We start from the raw sequence: 20,578 nt of genomic DNA on the forward strand, positions 1-20,578 counted from the left end.
GATTTATTTCACTTTATAGCTCATTATTGCTTGATAAAGTCATTATCGAAATCCCTTAATAGAAAAAATTTTGGAATAAATTGTAATCGTGTCACGTTCTATTCACAGAAGGTAAGGATGAATCACTCTCAAGATGATTTAAAAAGGATATTGGTGGAGGAGTTGCCCAGGGTCAGGCGGTTTGCTTTCTCGTTAACCGGCCAGAAAGCGGATGCTGATGATCTGGTGCAAAGTTTGGTGTTAAAGCTACTGCAAAAGGGATTGCCAAAAGATGTTTCAGCCGTGCCTTGGATTTTACGGGTGTGCAAAAATATCTGGCTTGACGAGATACGCTCCCGCGATGTCAGGCTTAAAGCTGTGACGGAAAATAAAATACCGAATATGGATCAGGATGTAGCAGAAGGTAATCAGGAGAGTGCATATACACTGGAGCAAGTGCTGGATGTGCTGGACCAAATGAGTGATGAGCAACGTATGATCATCAGTCTGGTAATTGTTGAAGGCTATAGTTATGCCGAGACCGCCGAAGTATTGGAGATTCCACAAGGTACGGTAATGAGCCGATTGTCCAGAGCAAGGAAGAAGATGCTGGAGTTAATCGAAAGTAAACTGTGAGTAAAACGATGAAACAAGACGATTACGATTTATTATCTCAATATATTGACGGTGAGCTGGACGCGGAAAGTGTGCTTACGGTCAAGCGTCGTTTGTTGGCAGAACCCGAATTTAACAACCTATATCAGCAATTAAAATCGTTGAGCGATAATGTCAAAACCGTTATTCCGGATTTTAAAGACGAACCCCTTAGCGATGAAATTGCAGACCTGTTAAAAACCGAAGAGAAGGGGAGCAATACCAGCTCAGATTGGCAGTGGCGACGCGTTTTGCCATTGGCTGCATCGGTGGCAGTGGTCTGTATCATGGGATATTTGTTTGTTAGTCAACCTGCGCACAATGGCATTAATTTAAAAGACAGCATGCTAAGTCAATTGGCTGATGATGAAAACTGGCTTTCCGAAAACGGCACAGAAGTGGTGGTTGTACAAAGTTTTCTGGATGAAAATCAGTCATTGTGTCGGGAGTATTATGCCCGTGAAGCCGGCAATGTTGAACATGGATTAACTTGTTATCAGCAAGGGCAATGGCAAAAGCAAGTGTTTGCCATTAAAGGTAACGACAGCGACACTTATTATGTAACTGCCAGCAGCCATTATGATGATATTGAACAATACATTGCTGAGGAAGGCTTAAAACCGCTCACTGAAAATGACGCAATGAGTCTTTTGCAAAGTTTGAAATAAAGCGAATTCCTGTCAGTCAGGGCAGAATATCTGCCCTGATGTTGCAGATATCATCATTTCTCGGCTAAATTTGCCAATCCCATTTCTTTTCGTCTTCCTTTTTTGTTATATACTTGAATTTGAGGCAGGTTGTTTTTTCCGCTTGCAGAGGCGGTAAAGCAATGACGTTTGGCGAGGGTTTCCGGTATTCAGGAATCTGCTCTGGTTCGAGGTTTTAAGGTAAGGATTTGGGAATTGATAGATATTCCACCGGCTCGCAGAGTGAGCGAACTCACAGCATTGATAATCGATGAAGATCCATTGGTACATGAACTCATCAAAAGCGCGATGCTGGAAATTGGCATTTCAAAAATAGCCACCGCTCAGAATGCCTATTATGCTGTTCGGCGCTGTGAGCAAACCAAATTCGATATCGTTTTAATTTCCTTTAATGTGCAAAGTGACAAAGACGGCTTCCATTTGCTGGAAGAGTTGAAATTCAAAGGGCATGTCACCAAAGCAACCACAGTTATCTTTCTAAGCGCTGAAACGGCACCCGAATTGGTGCATTGTGTTGTAGAGATGCAACCCAATGATTTTTGGGTTAAACCGTTGGACAGAGGTCGGGTGGAGAACCGCCTGAAACATATTTTTGAAGTGCGCAAAAAACTGCATCGACTGTATTTTTGCGTTGATACCGAAAACTTCAGTTCGGCGATCTACCTGGCCGATGAGCTATTGAAACGCAATGAACTGGCCCATTACTTTCCCAATATCAAACGCATTAAAGGCGAGTGTTTGTTTAAGTTATTCGAATTTGAAGAAGCGCAAAGGTATTACGAAGAGTTACAACACGAATATAAATATGGCTGGGTGAGTATAGGCTTGTTGCGAGCAATGCTGGCGCAAGACAAGTTGGAAGAAGCTGAACCTAAAATCACCGAATTAAAAGAGCGGGAAGATACCCGATTTTTGGTTTACGACGTGCTGGCACGGTACTACATTGAGCACGAAGATTATAAAAACGCCTACGAAGAGATAAAGACCGCCACTCAACTTGCTCCTCGAAATATTGAGCGCAATCGCAAGTCTTGTGACTTGGCTCGCCTGAACCACGATCGTATGGGACAGTACATGGCGGCTCAGAATGTTGCTAAATATGCGAAAAACTCGATCCATGATAGCCCTGAATTACGTCTCAATGTATTGCGGACAGCGCTGGATCTGGCAACCACCTTATCTGACATCGAAGCCCGTAGCTTGTTTGTTAAAATTGAACGCATGATGCGTGAGCTTGAAGATGAGTTTGGTCGGCAATTGGCTGAACCTCTGACGGTGATAAAAGTGCGTTTGTTGTGTGTGCGCCAAAATAAAAAAGAAGCCGACAAGTTGCTCAAAGAGAGTGTCTCAAAAGAACCTTCTGGCTCAATAGATGAAAACCTGGAAAAAGTGAAAGCCTTCCATGAGTTGGGGCACAGGGAAGAAAGCCTGAAGTTGCTGGAAGAAGTTAAAAAGCAGATTGGTGGTGATACCTGGTCCGGGCGTGTGATCAGCGAATACGTTGAGCAGGAACAAATCGAACGCAAAGAAATTCACTTCACTGCAAAGGAGTTGGGCGAAATGGCAAAAGTGCACTTTAAAGAAAAGCGCTTTAAGCCTGCCTATGCAAATCTGACCCAGGCCTTTAAGTTGTCACCTAGTAATCCACAGTTGGCTATGAGCTTGCTCAGATTATTAACCGCCATGGTGGATAAAGAAAAAGAGACTTTGGATGAGCATCAGTTGTCGCTAGCCGCAGAGTGCGTGGCCATTGTTGCTGCCAATAATCCGGAATCGGACACCAAAACCAAACTGGATCATTTTGCCAAAATACTAAACATTGATTTAGCTGACATTAGCGTCTAAATTTTAATATAAACACGCTCTAAAATACTGAACACACAACTGGATTAGGCCTATGCACGTCATCACAAAGCTGACCACTGTCGCGGTGTTGTCAATATCTGCTTTTACTGCTTTAGCTGCCGGAGATGCAAAACACTACCCTGCGATTTTCCTGGGTGCTACTAATTTTGAAAGTGAAACAGACACTACGGTGGGATTTGGCTATGAATATAAACTTTCCTCCCATTTTGGCGTTGGTGGTGTCTGGGAGCGTACCAAAGAAGGTCACGATGGTGATGGTGTAAACGTTTGGGTAGGCTCGTTCTTTTATCATCCCAGCGACCATTGGCGTTTAGGCTTAGGTTACGGTGAAGAGCGCATTGGCGGCAAAAAAGTCAAACACAAAGATCTAATGCGCCTCAGTGCATCTTACGAATTTTTTGGGGATGGTTACATACTGGCCCCAGAAATGGCGGTGGATTTTATTGATGGGGAAAAGGCTACGGTCGCGGGCGTATCGATAATCTACCCATTTTGAGCCGGTAATCAGATCTCTAAGCACCCTTGCGGCTGGCCAAAACCAGCCGATCTAAACATCCGACCCAGGCTTCATGATGTAGACTTTGGTCTTCTTCATCATCAAACCCGGAATGAATAAGCTGAATGTTGGTGGTGTTCTCATCAACATCATCGAATAGCACTTCTACTTCACTTAAATGTGGCTCTCCAATCCATTGCCAGCTAAATTGCAGACGCACGTTGGGCTGGATGTCTTTATATTCCCCCATCAAAATGTGTGAGGCGCCGGTGATATCATAAAAATGAAAACGAAATTTTCCTCCAACCCTGAAATCTGACATGATTTGACCAATAGCCAGATCGTTCAGATTAAACCAATTGATTAATTTGTCAGGTTCATGCCATGCCGCAAATATGTTGCTGACATTATTGTGAAAAGTGCCTTCCAGAGCGAATTGAAGCATAGTACTGCGCGTAATAGTGTTTAGTGGATTATTCAATAGATGCGTGCAATAAACAAGGTAATGAAAATGTTAATCCCGTTCGTGCCCAATAAAAAGACCAGCGCCGCAACTAAATGGTTGCAGGCCTTTGAGTTAACTATGCCAGAACATCAGTTTAAGTTATTGACTGAACTCTCGGAGGCTGAAAAAACACGTGTAGAAGTGGCCATCGTAGCCAACGCCGATGAGGTGGATTTTAGCCAACTTCCTGCGCTGAAATGGGTTCAGAGCACCTGGGCCGGGGTAGAAAACTTGTTGGCAAATTCTACTTTGGGTGACATTCCTGTGGTGAGAATGCAGGACCCAACTCTCGCCACAACAATGGCCCAAAGCGTTTTGTGTTGGGTGATGAATTGTCAGCGGCACAATCCGGATTACCGACAACAACAATCCCAGCAAGTCTGGCAGCCTCATCCAGTGACACCAAACGAAGAACTTAATGTGGTGTTGTTGGGGGCCGGTAATATGGCAAAACAAAGCGCTCAGCTATTATCTTCAGTTGGTTATCAGGTACATTGTTGGGCTCGCCACTCGGCATCTGTAGTAGATGATATTTATGCGTCATCAGGGCACACAGCATTGCGCAATTTATTGCGTATTGCGGATATTACCGTGGTGCTGTTGCCTCTTACCGAAGATACCAAAGGCTTGTTGAATGAGGAAACCCTGGGATGGTTAGCACCTGACAGTTATCTCATCAATTTTTCGCGCGGTAAAATCATTAACGACGAAGCTCTGCTCAAGTGTTTGTCTCAATGTGCTGTGCGTCATGCTGTACTCGATGTATTTGCTACCGAGCCGTTGCCTAGGGAACATCAGTATTGGCGCCATCCTAAAGTGACCGTATTACCTCATATTTCAGCGCCAACTAACCCCTTTACTGCCGGTAAAGTGATCGCCGAAAACCTGTCTGAATATTGCGACAAAGGGGTTATTCCAGTTGCGGTGAACAGACGGCTGGGGTATTAACAGTAAAAAAGCAGGTTGAGGAATTTATGAAATCACGTTCAGAGCTTAAGTTACTGCTTGTTCAGATCCGGGATAAGCCTCAGGTTCGGGAAGAAGAATTCGACAGTTTTGTCCGGTTTGCCGATATTGCTGCTGAGCAGTTAACTGTACTTAACGTATTCGACCGGCCAAGGTTTTCCCCTCAGATTGTCGAAAATTTTGATGCTGTTTTGGTGGGCGGTGCCAGCGAAGCCAGTGTACTGGAACCTGAGGTATACCCTTTCGTACCGGATTGTGTGCGCTTGTTGCAGTATTGTAAGGAAATTGGTAAACCCACTTTTGCTTCCTGTTTTGGATTTCAGTTAGCGGTTTTGGCTATGGGGGGCGAAATAGTGCGCGATGAGGCTGATTTTGAAATTGGCACTTTACCAATTCAAATTACCCAAAAGGGAGAAGCCGACCCGTTGTTTTCAGGTTTTCCCAATCCCTTTTATGCTGTTAGTGTGCATCGCGAACGGGCGCCGGAACTCCCCCAAAGTTGCGAATTGCTGGCTTACACAGAGCAGTGCCCTCACGCATTTAAAGTAAAAGATGTGCCCTTTTGGGCCTTTCAGTTTCACCCGGAAGTGGATAAAGATATTCTAATCGAACGGTTGTCGGTTTTTCGCGCTCAATACACCCAAAATGCTGAACATTTTAATCAGGTTATCGCCAATGCTAAAGACACGCCCTGGTCCAACTTACTGGTTCAACGTTTTGTTGATGACTTGAGTAAATGCAGTCAGTTTCATAATACTAATTGCTAGTGGTAAATCTTTTTATTTAAGCCAAACTGTTAGTAAAGGATGTTCGCAAACGCTCGGGAAAGCCAAACGATTCTGTCTGCCATGAGGTTTAGCAGGTAGTCTGTTATTGCAATAGGTAATAAATGCGCACACTAAATTGCTCAACGATATTTAAGGTTTGCGTGTTTGCAATGCTGGCTAGTACCCCATTGCGAGCTCAACCTGAAAGCTCAGAGGCCCAGGAATTGGGTATGCTATCGTTTGAGCAATTGCTAGAGCTGGAAGTGAGCGTCGCCTCGACTCAGTCCGAAAACATTCTTAAAGCACCTGCAGTGGTGTCGCGTGTTGATGTTGCCGTGTTTCAGAAAATGGGCATCCATAACCTGGCAGATTTAATCTCAATGTTGCCAGGGGCTGATGTACAACATACAGCTATTGGCACACAATCTGTGATGCTGCGTGGCTTTTTTGAAGCCTTTAATCAAAAAACATTATTTTTGTTGGATGGGGTGCCTTACTGGCAGTCTTCGCATAATGATATTCCGCTGGCTGGTATTCCCCTGGAAGCCATCAGTCATGTTGAGGTAATTCGTGGTCCGGGCACTGTATTCCACGGAACCAATGCTTCTGCTGGCGTCATTAATGTTGTTACGCGAAAAGCAGCGGCTGGTAGTGCAGTTGCGACACTAAATACCGAAGGTGGAAAAACAATAGCCTTAAACTACGGAGTTGAATTTAACGGTGGCACTTTTTCAGTGTCATCTCATTGGCATAAAAGTCATGAGTATCAAGCTTTTTACGACAATCGTCCTATGCCGGCGTTTTTACCCCCTGAAATCCCCAGTAGTGGTTTAGTCAGCAAGCAACCGGACGATAAGTCGGTGATGTTTGGTTGGCACTCAGAGGATTTTTCTGTGCAATATCAGGAATTCCGTTCCAATATACAGGGGCTTGCAGCGGCGGCATCCATGTTCAATTTGGGAGAAATGCAGCAGGAAGGGCGGCTATTAAAGCTCGACAAACGTTGGAGTTGGGATACTCAGCAGTTTCGACTTTTCGCAGATTACAACAACTTCTTTTTGCGCATTCCCACGGAGCGTCTATTTAATGGCAATGAGTTTGGTGTCCAGAATTTTGGTGATGGCTCAGACAACAACCGCTACCGAGCTGGCGGTCAATATATCAATCAGTGGGATGCTCAAACTGAAATTGTGGCTGGACTTGAAGTGGAGCGTCGGGAAACCGGAGATTACCTGAATACCGATGCCGATGGTGTTGTCAGGGTGAAAACCATGGACAAAGACAATATCACCGAGTGGGCTTTATATGGTCAGTGGTTAAGAGACTTTAATGACTTGCGGTTGTCTATTGGTGGTCGCTATGTGCACAATGACACTTCTGGTTCTAATATACTGCCGCGCATCAGCCTCATTCAGTCTTTGGATGAACATAGCTCGGTCAAATTGCTTTATTCCTCTGGTTTTAACTCCCCTAACTTCTTTCAAAAAGGGATCGACATACCGCCAGGTGTCATTGTCGGCAATCCCGACATCAAACCAGAAACCGTAGACTCACTGGATCTGGCCTACACCTATACAAAAGACAATACCTTGTTTATCGCCAATTTATATTGGACTCATGCTCATGATTTTATTCAACGCTTGAGCAATGAGTTTGAGGTGCGCTTTGAAAACACCGATCACTTTGAACGCTATGGCCTGGAGCTGGACTATCAGTTTGTCACCAAGAATACCAAATGGTTTTCTAACTTAAGTTACCAGCACGGGGGTAATAGTCAGTCAGACAAAGATGTTGGTCGTCAGTTCGTACCGCGCTGGATGGCGAGATTTGGTGCGGTGTGGGATGTCAATGTCAGGCATAGCCTGGGGTTTAGCTTGCGCTATGCGACAGAGCGAGCTGCGGTGGATGAAACAGCTTTGCTGAACCTGCAATACCAATATAGCAGAGATGACTGGCAGGCCTTTTTAACTGTAGAAAATATCTTATCGGATGACTATGCAGTTCCGGATTTACAGGATTTGAATGAACTGCGCACAATAACCGCTGGTGACGAAGAGCCTGTGATTAAACTGGGGGCGCGAGTGTTCTTTTAGGCAAGTGACGGGTACGCTACATTGCGCACCCGAACATAGTAAAAAGCCTAGGGCGCGTTGATCTTTGGTGATTAATTGTTCAGCAGTGCAGAGGTAGCCACATTATCGTAAACGCGAGGGCCACGGTGCTGCTGTAATTTCTCTCCAGTTTATCGTATCGGGTCGCAACGGCTCGAAACCTCTTTATCTTTTGAAAAGCGTTTTCTACAAGGTGGCGATACTTATAGATGCACCAGTCCATATCCTCATTCCCGGTATGGCTGTTGCTTTTCCGGGGAATATTCGCCTTGCTTCCCAGCCCTCCAATAAATTCTCTAAACCGTTCACTATCATAGCCTTTGTCAGCGCAAACGGTTTCAGCTTTCGGTGAACGTTTGACCATACTCTGTGCATGAACGATATCGTTGACTTGACCACCTGATAATTCAAAATAAACAGGTAATCCACCACTGTCTACGGCGAGATGGATTTTCGTAGAGTTTCCGCCCCGACTTTTACCAATCGCTTCGTCTTCAGAACTGAATGCCCCTGTACTATCCTGATGCGCTTTCACAATACTGCCATCAATGAATAACCATTCGTTATCACTTTCTGAGGCTAAGTAATTGAATAGCTTATTTAATAGTCCTTTTTTAGACCAAAGATTGAAGCGTCTGAAGACCGTATTCCAGTGACCAAATTCTGGTGGTAAATCACGCCATTGAATGCCAGTGCGCATTCGATAAAAGATCCCTTCCATTGTATTGCGATGCTCATATTTATTATAGACGCGACCGCTACTTCTCAGAATTTCCTTTAACTTTTCCCACCCATTATCTGTTAGTATTGTTCTTGGCATAGCAACTGTCCCGGTATGTTGATTTTTGGCGAAACCATTATACTAGGTTGCTATGCTGTTTACTTCCTGAACAAAGATCAACACGCCCTAGGGTTTACGAAATTTAAACGTCCAGCGATCAGTATTACCGGTTACCGTTTTGCGGCCCACTTCGTAGATCAGTTCGTCATCTTTGCGGTAATGCAAATCAGAGTAATCGACAAATTCAAAACCGGCTTCCAGAATTTCCTTAATGGCTAAAACCGGGTCGACACGACGGCGATTTTCTCTGTTTGGCTCTTCCATGTGGCGCGCAGTATGATCAACAACGGCGTAGATGCCACCGGATTTTAAGGCATCAAAAGCCGCTTCACTCATGGCGCGACGACCTTCTTCAGAAAAGTTGTGGTAATTTCTGAAGGTTAAAACCATATCGGCGTCGCTGACACCCAGGCCGCTTTCAGGTAGCTCCAACGAATAAAATCGGTCACCTTCGGCGCGGTAAATTTTGGCATCTTCAGCGACAATGGTCATTTTTTCGAACCCTGCAGTGCTTACCCAGTCTTTAATTCTGCCAGTGCCCAGAGCTGCAAAATATTGTCCTTTTTCCGCCAGGGTTGGGGCCAGCAGACGGGTATACCAACCGCCACCTGGAATGAGTTCCACAATCTTCATATCGTCGCGTAAGCCGAAAAACTCCAGGGTTTCGATTGGCATGCGATTTTCATCGCGCTGTTTTTCAGCGTCGCTTCGCAACTCCGATTGCATGGCTTGTTGCAGTTTGGCTTTGGTGCTTTCAAAGTCACTGGCGATACTAGTAAAACTGGTAATTGCCAGCGTAAGCGCGGCTGTTTTTAGCAGGGTTTTAATCATGGTTTTCCTCATTGTCTTCGGTTTTTCCTGAAATAAACTTGGTAACAATATTCCTTTCAGGAAATATTGTCACCGAATTCGGTACGAAGTGTATAAAAAAAGGATTAATGCCGAACAATTTACGGTATATTTTAGCACTCCGACTCGCTCTGATTTGCATCAATAATAATTTCAATAACTATGTTCAAAGTCATTCACACATCCGACTGGCACCTGGGTCAGCATTTTTATACCCGTCATCGCAAAAACGAACATCAACAATTCCTTCACTGGTTGTTGCAATTGATTGAGCGGGAGCAGGCGAATGCGCTTGTGGTAGCCGGTGACATTTTTGATACCAGTACGCCACCCAGTTACGCCAGAGAGTTATTCAATCAATTTATTATTGGTGCTCAGGGGCTGAAATGTACCTTACTTTTTGTGGCCGGAAACCATGACTCTGTGGCGGTACTTAACGAATCAAAAGATCTACTAAAACACCTGAATACTCACGTGATCAGTCAGGTGGATGATAAACCTGAAGATTCTATTTTAGTGCTGGAGGATGCTGCTGGTGTTCCCGGTTTAATAGCCGCACCTGTGCCTTTTATTCGGCCAAGAGATTTATTGCTGTCCAGCGCAGCGCAAACGGGTCTTGAAAAGCGGCAGCAGTTAGGAGCAGCGATTAAGGACTATTATCAGCAACTGGCAATTCAGGCAAAACAGTTGCAACAAGACAAGGACTTGCACTTACCTTTGTTAATGACCGGGCATCTTTCTGCCTTAGGGGTTTCGCAAACAGAATCGGTACGAGATATTTACATTGGTAGCCTGGACGGATTTCCCGCCAGTGATTTTCCGCAAGCTGATTACATCGCACTGGGGCACATACACAAACCACAGAAAGTGGCCGGTGAGGAGCATATTCGATACTCGGGCGCTCCTATTCCTCTTAGCTTTGATGAACTCAATCACAACAAAAGCGTCAATCTTATATGTTTTGCTCAGGGCAAAATGAATTCAGTAGAAACGATTGAAATACCCTGCTTTCAGGTGATGAAAAAGCTAAAGGGCAACCTGAGTGAACTGGAAGCTCAAATTAATGCACTGGATAAAGAGACCTCCATCTGGCTCAGTCTCGAAGTGTCTGAACATGACTTTTTATCCGATTTGCAGCAACGCTTTCAGCTGATCACAGAGAATAGCGGTATTGAAATTTTGCAGATCACCCGGGAACGGAAAAGTCGGCGGCAGGTATTGTCAGATGATTATATTGAAACCCTGAATGAGCTAAAGCCAATGCAAGTATTTGAACGACGTTTGGCACTGGAGAGCTTTTCCGAAGAAGACAAAAAACGCATCGATCGCTTGAAATCAATATTTCACCAGATTGAACAGGATTTGCAGCAGGATGCTGAGACGAGTGAGGAAAAGGGCAAATGAAAATACTGTCCCTGGCATTTTCCAATCTGAACTCTTTGCGCGGCAACTGGTTTATTGACTTTACTGCGCCAGAGTTCAGCGATAACAGCCTGTTTGCCATTACCGGGCCCACCGGAGCTGGTAAAACCACATTATTGGATGCCATTTGTGTTGCGCTCTATCACCAGACTCCTCGATTAGGGGCCTTAAGCCAGTCCAGTAATGAAATTATGACCCGAGGCTGCGCTGAATGCAGTGCCGAAGTGGAGTTTGATGTAAAAGGAAAATCTTACCGCGCCAGTTGGTCGATGCGCAGGGCGAGAGGCAAGGCTGATGGCAAGTTTCAGCCCGCGGATGTAGAGCTGGCTGAAGTTGAATCAGGTCAAATCCTGGCGTCGCAAATTAAGCAAAAGGCGGAACTTATAGAGCAGATCACCGGGCTGGATTTTGCTCGTTTCACCCGTTCTATGATGTTATCACAGGGGCAATTTGCTGCTTTTTTGAATGCCAGAGAAGAGGAAAGAGCTGCCTTGTTGGAAGAGCTGACGGGCACTGAAATTTACGGAAGAATCTCCGAACGCGTGGCTGAACAACGCTCTGAAGCGCGACGACAGCTGGAACAAATGGAAACCCAATTAGCTAGCAGTGAATTGTTGACTGCAGAAGTTCGAGAGGAGTTAGAAGCCGAGCTGGAGAGTTGCAATAGCTCTGGTAACGTCCTGAAAGGTAAGTTGCAGAGTACAGAACAACAGCTCAACTGGTGGCTGCAGAAACAAGACCTGGAACAGCAGAGGCGAAACAGTGAAGAGCGACTGCAGGCCGCTCAGTTGGCTATCAAGAGCCATTCGAACTGGTTTGTAAGCTTGAATAATGCCGAAGCTGCGTTGCAGCTTAAGCCCCAATGGCAGGCTATCGCGGAAATTCGCGAACAGTTGCAGACTCTGTCTCAGCAACACAATCAGATTGAGCTGGAAAAAACGCAAGCACAAGCACAAAAGCAAGCTTCAGAACAACAACTGCTGCAAAAAGAAGTCTTGTTAAGTGAGGTCAATGGGCACCTGGATGTGACTGAGAAAATGGTTCGGCAAGAACTCATCCCTCTGGAAAAGGATATAAGTGCAACTAAGGTGCAACTAGAGGATATTCAGCATCAGAAGATTCAGGGGGATGCTGCACTGCAGGCTTTGCAAGCAAAGCTCAATGAAGCTCAGCAGCTTCAGCAGCAAAAACAAAAGGAATTACAAGAAGTTACAGACTGGTTGCAAGCTAATCGCTGGTTGGAACAAATTGGAGGTCAGCTATCTGGCTGGCAGGAAAGGGCTGGGCAGATCCATAAATTGGTGCAACTGTTTCTGGAAAAACAAAGTAAGCTGAAGATGCTAGAGTCCCAAGCTCATTCGCTTCGCGAAGCAGTCTCTCAATCTAAAGTAGAAAAACAGCAAGTGGCTGATGCGCTGACCACAGAGAAAGCTAAGTTGGCAGTGCTACAACAGCAACGAGATGATTTACTCAGCGAGTCTCAACGGGCTGTACATCTGAATGAAGTTCAGCGTTTGTCCCGACAAATTCCGGCATTACTGCGTCTTAAGGAAGTGCAAAGACAATGGTTGGAACAGCAACAGGAACAGAGTCAGCAATCGTCGTTGCAACAGGCTAGTGGTGCAGAGCTGGCCCAGGCAGAGCAGCAGGTGGACCAATTGAGGCAGCGTTATGCGCAACAAGATCAATTGCTCAAGAGTCTAAGCAGGCAACTGGATTTAACGGCACAGATTGCGCAATATCGCGATTTACTAGTGCAAGGCGAGCCTTGCCTGCTGTGTGGTTCAAAAGAGCATGCATTGCAGCCACCGGATGTGGATTCTGATTTGCTGTTAAAAGAAAAAATGGCAGCGGAGCAAGAGCTTGAAAATATCAAACTACAGGGCAGTGCTGCCAGAGAATCACTGGAATCACTGAAGATACAATGCCAGCAGGCAGAAAAAGCGGCCCATCATGCCGGGCAATTGAGCAATCAACTCATGGAACAATGGCAGGGAATTCAGACTAGCCACCAATTGAGTATTGAATGTGGTCTGCCAGATGGTGATGCCTTGGCGGAGCTGTTGCAGCGATACGAATGCCGACAAGGGGAGTTGCAACAACTATTGGACACTTATAGTACTCTCCAGGAAGAAGTTGTTGCCTTGGAGAAGCACTCTGCACAGTTACAAAATCAGCTGTCTGGGCGTGAGCATCAATTACTGACGCAACAAAGTCAGTATCAGGTGTTGCAGGAACAGTGCGCCCAATTAAGCAGGGAAGTCGAAGAGTTGCAACTCGAGCAGCAGCAACAGTCAGAAAGCTTATTGGCTGAGTTACAACGGGTTGATTTGCCAGCGACTATGACAGAGTTACCCTCTACAGATTGGTTTGCACAGGTGAGCAGTCAACAATCACAATTTCAAAATCAGCAGATTCAGCAACAGCAAATTCAGTCGTCGTTGCATAAACTAGAGTCAGAGCTGAGCTATCAGCATAATCAATGTTCGCAACAGCAGGCGCAAAATCAGGTTTATTCTGACACGTTGAATGAACTAAGAGAGCGGCTGGAGCAATTGCAAAATAAACAGCGTCAACTGGCGGGCACTCAGTCTGGCGAGCAACTGATTGTGCAGGCTCAAAGTCAGGTAGAGGCTTGCCGGGAAAGTATGGAGCAGGAGAGAGGAGTTCTTCGCCAGGCAGAGCATCAATTCGTTGCAGCCAGCAACAGATTAGAGGCTTTGTCTCAGCAGTCAGGGCAGCAGAGTGAAAAACTGAATGTTGCCCAAAAGCTATTTGAGGAAAAGCTGGATCAAAGTCAGTTTCCGGACGAAGACGCTTTTGTTCAGGCGTCACTTTCTGATGCAGAATTGCAGCAGCTCCGGGAAGACACCAACCGCCTCAACAAAGCTGAGCAGGATGCGAAAACCCTGTGCAATGCGACAACGGAAAAGTTGGCCAGTCATCTGGCAAAAAGCAGCACAGTGCAGGAGGTTGAGTTTGACACAAGTGAAGCGGCGATTAGTCATTATCAGGCTGATAAGCAACAGATCTCTGACCAATTGCAACAGTTAGCTGAAAAATCAGGGCAGTTGCGTAATCAGTTACAGCGAGATGATCAGGTCAGGATTGCTCACGCGACTTTGGCTGAAGAAATTGCCCGTTTCAGAGAAAATTATGATGACATTCAATATCTCTATGATCTGATTGGTCATGCGAAAGGGGAAAAGTTTCGCAAATTTGCTCAGGGGTTAACTCTGGATAATCTGATTCATTTGGCCAATCGGCGGTTGCAGCAACTACATGGTCGTTATTTGTTGACCCGGGAGCAAGTGGACGGCCTGGGAATTAAGGTTACTGACACCTGGCAAGCGGATAGCCAAAGGGATACCAAAACCTTGTCTGGTGGAGAGAGTTTTCTGGTGAGTCTGGCACTGGCATTGGGGTTGTCTGATCTGGTGAGTCACAAAACCAGCATCGATTCTTTGTTTCTTGATGAAGGTTTTGGAACACTGGATGCAGAAACTCTGGATTTGGCGCTGGATACCCTGGACAACCTGAATGCCTCGGGCAAAACGATCGGTGTAATCAGCCATATCGAGGCTATGAAAGATCGCATTCCGGTGCAAATCAAGGTGCTCAAGAAGAATGGTTTGGGGGTAAGTGAGTTGGAGGCTCGGTTTCGCGGCACTAAAGTACAGTAATAAGGAATTGCATGGATATTTTGTTGCGAACCATTAAATTCCGGTTCCTGATGTGACTTTTCTTAGGGGTGAGCCTTTTTGCCCTTGGCGCGAGAATATATAAGCCTGTAGGTCGAACTTCAGTTCGACAAAGCAAATGGAATCAACCACTGCTGTCTGACTGGCCGATTTTTGCTCCTGCAAAATCGGCATTCACTGCGTCCATATAGCTCAAGTCAGACCTAAAAATACATCCCTGTTGCCAATCCCCAGGTTTTCCCTGCGCTTAAGGCTTGTCTCGCGAAAGGGCTGCGGGGGGGGCTCAAGGGGGGCGCAGCCGCTCACCTTGAGGCGCAGTCGGCGCCCCGACAATAATTTCAATCAAACAACAGTGGTTGAATTAGACTACGTCGTCGGAAAAAGTCTACCTACCAGCAAATTCAACTAAGGAGTCTGAAGGCTGGTTGATTTTCTCGCCCTGGACAAGGGTGATTGAATTTAGCAGTGTTGTTGGAATAAATTCCAACCTACAAGGATACTTAGACGCCTCCAGAGTTAAAGGATTTTAGTCGGACAACGGTGTTTGAATTTAGCCGGGTCGTTGGAATAAATTCCAACCTACAAGGATACTTCGACGCTTCCAGAGTTGGGGGATATTAGTCGGACAACGGTGTTTGAATTTAGCAGGGTTGTTGGAATAAATTCCAACCTACAAGGATACTTCGACGCTTCCAGAGTTGGGGGATATTAATCGGACAACGGTGATTGAATTTAGCAGGGTCGTTGGAATAAATTCCAACCTACAAGGATTCTTCGACGCTTCCAGAGTTGGGGGGACTATACAACTATCAGACTGATAGTTGTTCTGACCGCCTACGCAGTTCAGAACAACTTTCAATGAGGACTGTTAATCTGAATCTTTTACTTTCAGATATTGTTGTTTCGCGGTTTGCCACAGAATGTACTCTTGCTTCAGGGACTCATGGGCATTAATTTGCTTTTCCATGTAGGCAACCTGTTCCGTGGCCTTCTTTCTGTATTCCTGTTCACGGGCTAGTTGTCGGGCTTTTCGTCCTAAACCGGGATAGGATTTATTCATAATATCTGAAACAAATTGCGCTTCGCAGATACGTGCTTTGACTCTGGAATTGTTGTCGCGCTTTTTGTATTTGCACTCAACTTTAAACTCTTCTTTGTCAATCAGACTATTGAACAGTGTGTAAAAATCCTGTTCTTTTTGTTCGGCCTGGTCACGGTACCAGGAAGCAGGTTGTTTGCCGGTCACCTCAACCGTTTCCATGTTATCGCTTTGCTGTGCAGCCGATTGGGCTGACAGACCGATTGTGCTGGCTAAAAATAAACAAGAAATAAGTTTGTGTTTCATCTTCATAATCCGCATCCAATGTTTTCCTTGAGGTCGGGTTTTTGACCTTATATGTCTCCAATTAAAGCTAGTTTGGCTTTGCCGCGCAAAGCGCAAAAGTAACAAGCCATGTCGCCTGGAAATAATTTAGGAGTTATATTATTCCGTGCAATAACAAATTAAAATGTGACTCAAATTTGATAGGTATTGACCCAAAATTGACAAGGTTTACATTGTATTTTGTATTTATATCAATCGGTTAGTAAGCCTTTGGAAGTGCTCGGCAATAAATCAATACTCCTTGAAATGAGAAAAATAGCAGCGCTAATGTGGACAAAAAAGCTGGTAAATTTAGTTACGTTTACTCATGTATTGACATGAAATAAATAATCAGAAAGATCGGTCCCGCGATTTTTTATGGCTTGTAGTTTAGATGCAGAAATAATGACCGTGGTTCACCAACGAAATAACGGTAATTTCCAAAAGCGAAATCCGCTCTCTCGGCATAATCTTCATCCAATAGATTCATAACTCTAAAAGAAAAGGTTAGTTTGTCAGTAACTGGTAACCTGGCTCGCACGTTTAGCAACTGGTGCCCATCGTATTTAGCTGTGTTGGCCGGGTCTAAATAATAATCGTCCAGATATAGCCATTCCAGTTGAGTACTAAACTGAGCTTTTTGCCACTGCAGACTAATCTGAGCGTTGTTTTGGGGAGCCGTGTCGATGTCATTGTTTTTGATGTTAACACCCCGGGCGATAGCCACGTTGTTTTCGTATTGATGGCGGCTTTTATCCAGTGCTAAGTTTAATCTCCAATTTGGGGTGATTTTCCAGTTAACTGTCAATTCGATCCCTTTGTGGGAGGTTTTGCCATTACTGACATTCTGGCGCTCGGTATCCTGAAAAATATGATCCGATTTTCGCATCATATACGCGCTTATATCGTAGAAAAGCCTGTTGTCTTCAAGAAGCCTGCCTCTTAGGCCGGTTTCCACTGAAGCCATTTTTTCAGCATTCAAATCAGCATTGGCCTGGTTGTTTTGCAGTCTGAATAATTCTGTAGCTTGCGGTGCTCTGAAGCCACGATTGATTTGTCCGTATACCACCTGGTCAGCTGATAGTGAATAAGTAGCCCCCAACTTTGCTGAGAGATTACTAAAGCTACGAGTTTGGTCTGCTGGTCGATAAAAACGACAATTGTCTATGCCAGATGCACAGGCAGAGCCAGCTTCCAGGTTATTCTTGTAGTCATAGTGGGTCCGGTCAAAACGAAGACCTGCATCAACACTGAATGCGTCTGTGATTTGCCATTGGCTGTTGATATAAGGTGAAATAACCAGTGCATCCACCTGATAATCGTAATGCTCTCCCTGCGGAATAGAATCACTAAATTCTTGTTCCTGAAATTCCTTTAACCAGCCCTCGGTGTAATCCAGATCCATACCCAAAGTGAGAGTGACAACGTCATGTTGTATTGTCGCGGCAGACAATAGGCCAACACTATCATGACCATTTTCTTCAGTGGCTTGCCACGGGAGAAAGTGTTGCAAGAAAGTCATGTCATGACTGCGAAAATAGGGTTTTAACAGGACGTGATAATTACCGCTGGCAAATTCTATTTGGCTGTGACCTCGCACTGAGCGGCTATTGCGATAAGCCTCCGGATTGGGATTCAAACGCTTCAGCTGTGCTTCTTTAAAAGCTTCAAAGCCTTGTACGAAACCAGCTGTTTCCTGATTGAGATTGCTGTAAGACAAGACATTTTTAACCTTTAACTGTGCGCTCTGGGTTTGATGCAATAGGTTAAGCTTGTCCTGGCGATAGCCACTATTTTCTTTATAACCACCATCATCGGTGATAGTTCCGTATAGTGCCATCCCATTGTTGTCCGTTGTTTTCGCGCTGGTTAAGGAAACACGTTGAAAATCATTAGGCCCGGCTTCCAATGAAATACTAAAATCTGGCATAGATTCAGCGTCAGGTGTGAGTGTATTAAGTACACCGTGAACTGCGTTACTACCATAAATAACACTGGCGGGTCCTCTGAGTACCGTTATCGCTCCAGCCTGGTTGGCATTGACATCAAATAATTGGTTGGCGTTACAGAATCCCGCGGCTCTCACGCTGATACCGTCTTCGGCAACGAAAAATGCACCACAACTTCCCGCTCCGGTAAGAACTGGGGAACGGATTGCTGTTAAATGTTCCTGACCATTTCCACGGCTGACCCAAACACCAGCGACCTGATTCATCAGCTCTGTGTAATGGGTACTTTGAGTCTGGTTAATATTCTCAGTAGAAAGGCGTGTCAGATTACCGGACATTTCACTTAACATGACACTGCTTCGGGTACCCGTCACTGTAATGGATTCGAGATTTAGCTCCTCCTGATTTGCATAACCAGGACTGAAGTAAATGGCAGATAATGCTAATAGGGGGAGTACAGGCAGCTTCATAATGAGTTCTTGTTTTGAGGTCGCGCGCTATTTTCACTGAATTTGACGCACAATTAAACCTTATGCGAATAATTTGTCCTAAGTCGCTAAGTGTTCTGAAAAGCCTTTAAATGTAGCCAATTAGAGTAACTTTACAATGAAGTTCGAAACTTGGTTTGGGCCTAAATGCTGAAATTTACAAATGAACCCTATTCAATTAATTAAATGACCGTGATTCTGTAAGTTTTCTGGTACAGAACTGGCGTGCAGCCAGTCAAAGCCAGGCTGCCCGCTATTGGTTTATTATCACTAAACCATAACTTGTTTCCATTTACCTGTTCGGAATATGAAATAACCCACAACGGCGATTAATGATTCTGCTGCTAAAACCGCCATGTAAACTCCTTCAGCTTCGTATCCCGCTTGTGTGGCTAGTAACCAAGCCAGCGGGATTTGGGTCAACCAGTAGCAGAAAAAGTTGATTTTGGTGGGTGTCATGGTGTCTCCGGCACCATTAAAGGCCTGTATTAAGATCATTCCGATAGCAAAAAAGCCGTAACCGTAAGCCACTAATGTTAAACAGGATATGCCGCTAGCCAATACGTCAGGGTCCTGGGTAAACAATCCAATAATTGGCTTGGCAAGCAGAATAAATACCATGGCAACAGTTAACATAAATGCCAGGTTAAATTTAGCAATTGCCCAAACCGATTGCTCAGCACGGCCCGGCTGATTGGCCCCCAGATTTTGCCCTACTAGTGTGGCTACAGCATTACTGAGCCCCCAGGCTGGCAAGATGGTGAACATCACAATCCTGATAGCGATGGTATAGCCCGCAACCGCAGCACTGCCGAAGTCCGATACTATCCTGACCAGAAATACCCAACTGGCTGTGGCAATTAAAAACTGCATTATGCCGCCGGATGAAACCCGAATCAGGTCTACCATGATACTTGCTTTCAAAGTGAGATGCTGCATTCCGATATGGATGCGATTTCCGACATTAAACAAGTGCCATAATTGGTAAAGGACACCCACACCCCGGCCGATAGATGTTGCTATTGCTGCACCTGTTACACCGATTTCTGGGATTGGGCCTAAGCCAAATATCAGGATTGGATCCAATACAATGTTAATGCCATTGGCTAACCACAATGAGCGCATAGCAATAGAGGCATCACCCGCACCACGAAAAATGGCATTGATGATAAACAGGTAGAGTATGGTGATTGAACCACAGAGCATGATCGTTATGTAATTCTCACCTATGGCAACAACCGCATTTTCGGCGCCCATCAGCAACAGAATGTCTCTTGCAAAAAATAGCCCGATTAATGCCACAAGCAGTGCCACTAAAAGCCCCAACCAAAGTGCCTGGCCCGCTACCTGGTTGGCTTTCTGTGGTTGTTTCTCGCCGATACGTCGGGCTACTAATGCAGTAACTCCCATACTTAAGCCAATGGCTATGGCATAAATCAAGGTCAGAACCGCTTCAGTAAGCCCTACCACGGCCACTGCTTCAAATCCCAACGAGGAAACAAAAAAGATGTCTACTACAGCAAACACAGATTCCATAGCCATCTCCAGTACCATTGGTACGGCGAGTAAGAAGGCTGCGATACCTATTGATCCCTGGGTAAAGTCATATTGCACATTGCCTTTGACGGCCTGTTTAAATAATTGCCAAAGTCCGGGTTTATTGTTTTTTGTTGTCATATTGCTTAATCCACTAAGCGAACTGCATCACAGAGCCAGCGCTCATGCATGCTGATTAAAAAAAGAAGATGTTATGAATTTTTAAGCCTTCGTCAGGCTGAAATGGGAGCTGTAGTATGTGCCTTAAAAAAGGCGGGCTGTTAATCAGCTTTGTTTGGTAAGTACACTACAGACCGGTTGTGCGAGCACAATATCAGCGCTAATGAAGTGGATTACATTGTTCATTGGACTGCTCCG

The 20,578-nt window shown here is 45.2% G+C and carries 15 protein-coding genes; 9 read left to right on the forward strand and 6 right to left on the reverse strand.

Translation table 11 applies throughout. The features are described from left to right. The first annotated feature begins 117 nt into the window (after positions 1 to 117). From ACXAD8_RS16780 to ACXAD8_RS16795, 4 genes are all read left to right on the forward strand, one after another. Complete coding sequence (locus tag ACXAD8_RS16780; RefSeq protein WP_475231035.1) at positions 118 to 615, forward strand: RNA polymerase sigma factor; 498 nt, start codon at positions 118 to 120, stop codon at positions 613 to 615. 8 nt (positions 616 to 623) lie between these two features. Next, a complete protein-coding gene (locus ACXAD8_RS16785) occupies positions 624 to 1,301 on the forward strand; it encodes an anti-sigma factor family protein (RefSeq protein ID WP_475231037.1) in 678 nt (225 codons plus the stop codon). 168 nt (positions 1,302 to 1,469) lie between these two features. Next, entirely contained in the window at positions 1,470 to 3,185 is a 1,716-nt protein-coding gene (locus ACXAD8_RS16790) for a response regulator (RefSeq protein ID WP_475231039.1), read from the forward strand. Positions 3,186 to 3,237: 52 nt separating this feature from the next. Beyond that, positions 3,238 to 3,702 (forward strand): hypothetical protein, encoded by a 465-nt coding sequence (locus ACXAD8_RS16795; protein WP_475231041.1) that lies wholly within the window; start codon positions 3,238 to 3,240, stop codon positions 3,700 to 3,702. A 16-nt stretch (positions 3,703 to 3,718) separates the two neighbouring features. On the opposite strand, the gene ACXAD8_RS16800 is transcribed toward ACXAD8_RS16795, so the two are convergent. Then, on the reverse strand, positions 3,719 to 4,147 hold the full coding sequence (locus ACXAD8_RS16800; protein WP_475231043.1) for an SRPBCC family protein: 429 nt from the start codon (positions 4,145 to 4,147) through the stop codon (positions 3,719 to 3,721). Positions 4,148 to 4,213: 66 nt separating this feature from the next. Between ACXAD8_RS16800 and ACXAD8_RS16805 the strand changes: the two genes are divergently transcribed. The 3 genes from ACXAD8_RS16805 (at position 4,214) to ACXAD8_RS16815 (ending at position 8,033) form a co-directional block, all read left to right on the forward strand. Then, positions 4,214 to 5,155, forward strand: coding sequence for an NAD(P)-dependent oxidoreductase (locus ACXAD8_RS16805; RefSeq protein ID WP_475231045.1), 942 nt, complete (start codon positions 4,214 to 4,216; stop codon positions 5,153 to 5,155). A 26-nt stretch (positions 5,156 to 5,181) separates the two neighbouring features. Beyond that, a complete protein-coding gene (locus tag ACXAD8_RS16810) occupies positions 5,182 to 5,940 on the forward strand; it encodes a type 1 glutamine amidotransferase (protein WP_475231047.1) in 759 nt (252 codons plus the stop codon). 122 nt (positions 5,941 to 6,062) lie between these two features. Further along, entirely contained in the window at positions 6,063 to 8,033 is a 1,971-nt protein-coding gene (locus ACXAD8_RS16815; RefSeq protein WP_475231049.1) for a TonB-dependent receptor plug domain-containing protein, read from the forward strand. A 79-nt stretch (positions 8,034 to 8,112) separates the two neighbouring features. Here the strand turns inward: ACXAD8_RS16815 and ACXAD8_RS16820 are convergent, their stop codons facing one another. Together ACXAD8_RS16820 and ACXAD8_RS16825 are read right to left on the reverse strand one after the other, a co-directional pair. Further along, positions 8,113 to 8,871, reverse strand: a complete 759-nt coding sequence (locus tag ACXAD8_RS16820) for an IS5 family transposase (RefSeq protein WP_475231051.1) — start codon at positions 8,869 to 8,871, stop codon at positions 8,113 to 8,115. Positions 8,872 to 8,958: 87 nt separating this feature from the next. Next, a complete protein-coding gene (locus ACXAD8_RS16825) occupies positions 8,959 to 9,723 on the reverse strand; it encodes a class I SAM-dependent methyltransferase (RefSeq protein ID WP_475231053.1) in 765 nt (254 codons plus the stop codon). 180 nt (positions 9,724 to 9,903) lie between these two features. On the opposite strand from ACXAD8_RS16825, the gene sbcD reads away from it, so the two are divergent. Together sbcD and ACXAD8_RS16835 are read left to right on the forward strand one after the other, a co-directional pair. Continuing rightward, positions 9,904 to 11,145, forward strand: a complete 1,242-nt coding sequence (gene sbcD, locus ACXAD8_RS16830) for an exonuclease subunit SbcD (protein WP_475231055.1) — start codon at positions 9,904 to 9,906, stop codon at positions 11,143 to 11,145. Next, on the forward strand, positions 11,142 to 14,846 hold the full coding sequence (locus ACXAD8_RS16835) for an AAA family ATPase (RefSeq protein WP_475231057.1): 3,705 nt from the start codon (positions 11,142 to 11,144) through the stop codon (positions 14,844 to 14,846). Before sbcD ends, ACXAD8_RS16835 begins: the two co-directional genes overlap by 4 nt. A gap of 886 nt (positions 14,847 to 15,732) precedes the next feature. On the opposite strand, the gene ACXAD8_RS16840 is transcribed toward ACXAD8_RS16835, so the two are convergent. From ACXAD8_RS16840 to ACXAD8_RS16850, 3 genes are all read right to left on the reverse strand, one after another. After that, complete coding sequence (locus ACXAD8_RS16840; RefSeq protein WP_475231059.1) at positions 15,733 to 16,209, reverse strand: hypothetical protein; 477 nt, start codon at positions 16,207 to 16,209, stop codon at positions 15,733 to 15,735. 394 nt (positions 16,210 to 16,603) lie between these two features. Then, positions 16,604 to 18,646, reverse strand: a complete 2,043-nt coding sequence (locus ACXAD8_RS16845) for a TonB-dependent receptor (RefSeq protein ID WP_475231061.1) — start codon at positions 18,644 to 18,646, stop codon at positions 16,604 to 16,606. 288 nt (positions 18,647 to 18,934) lie between these two features. Then, positions 18,935 to 20,341, reverse strand: a complete 1,407-nt coding sequence (locus ACXAD8_RS16850; protein WP_475231063.1) for an MATE family efflux transporter — start codon at positions 20,339 to 20,341, stop codon at positions 18,935 to 18,937. Positions 20,342 to 20,578 lie beyond the last annotated feature (237 nt).

The organism is Planctobacterium sp. AWH2_060, from assembly GCF_056158425.1.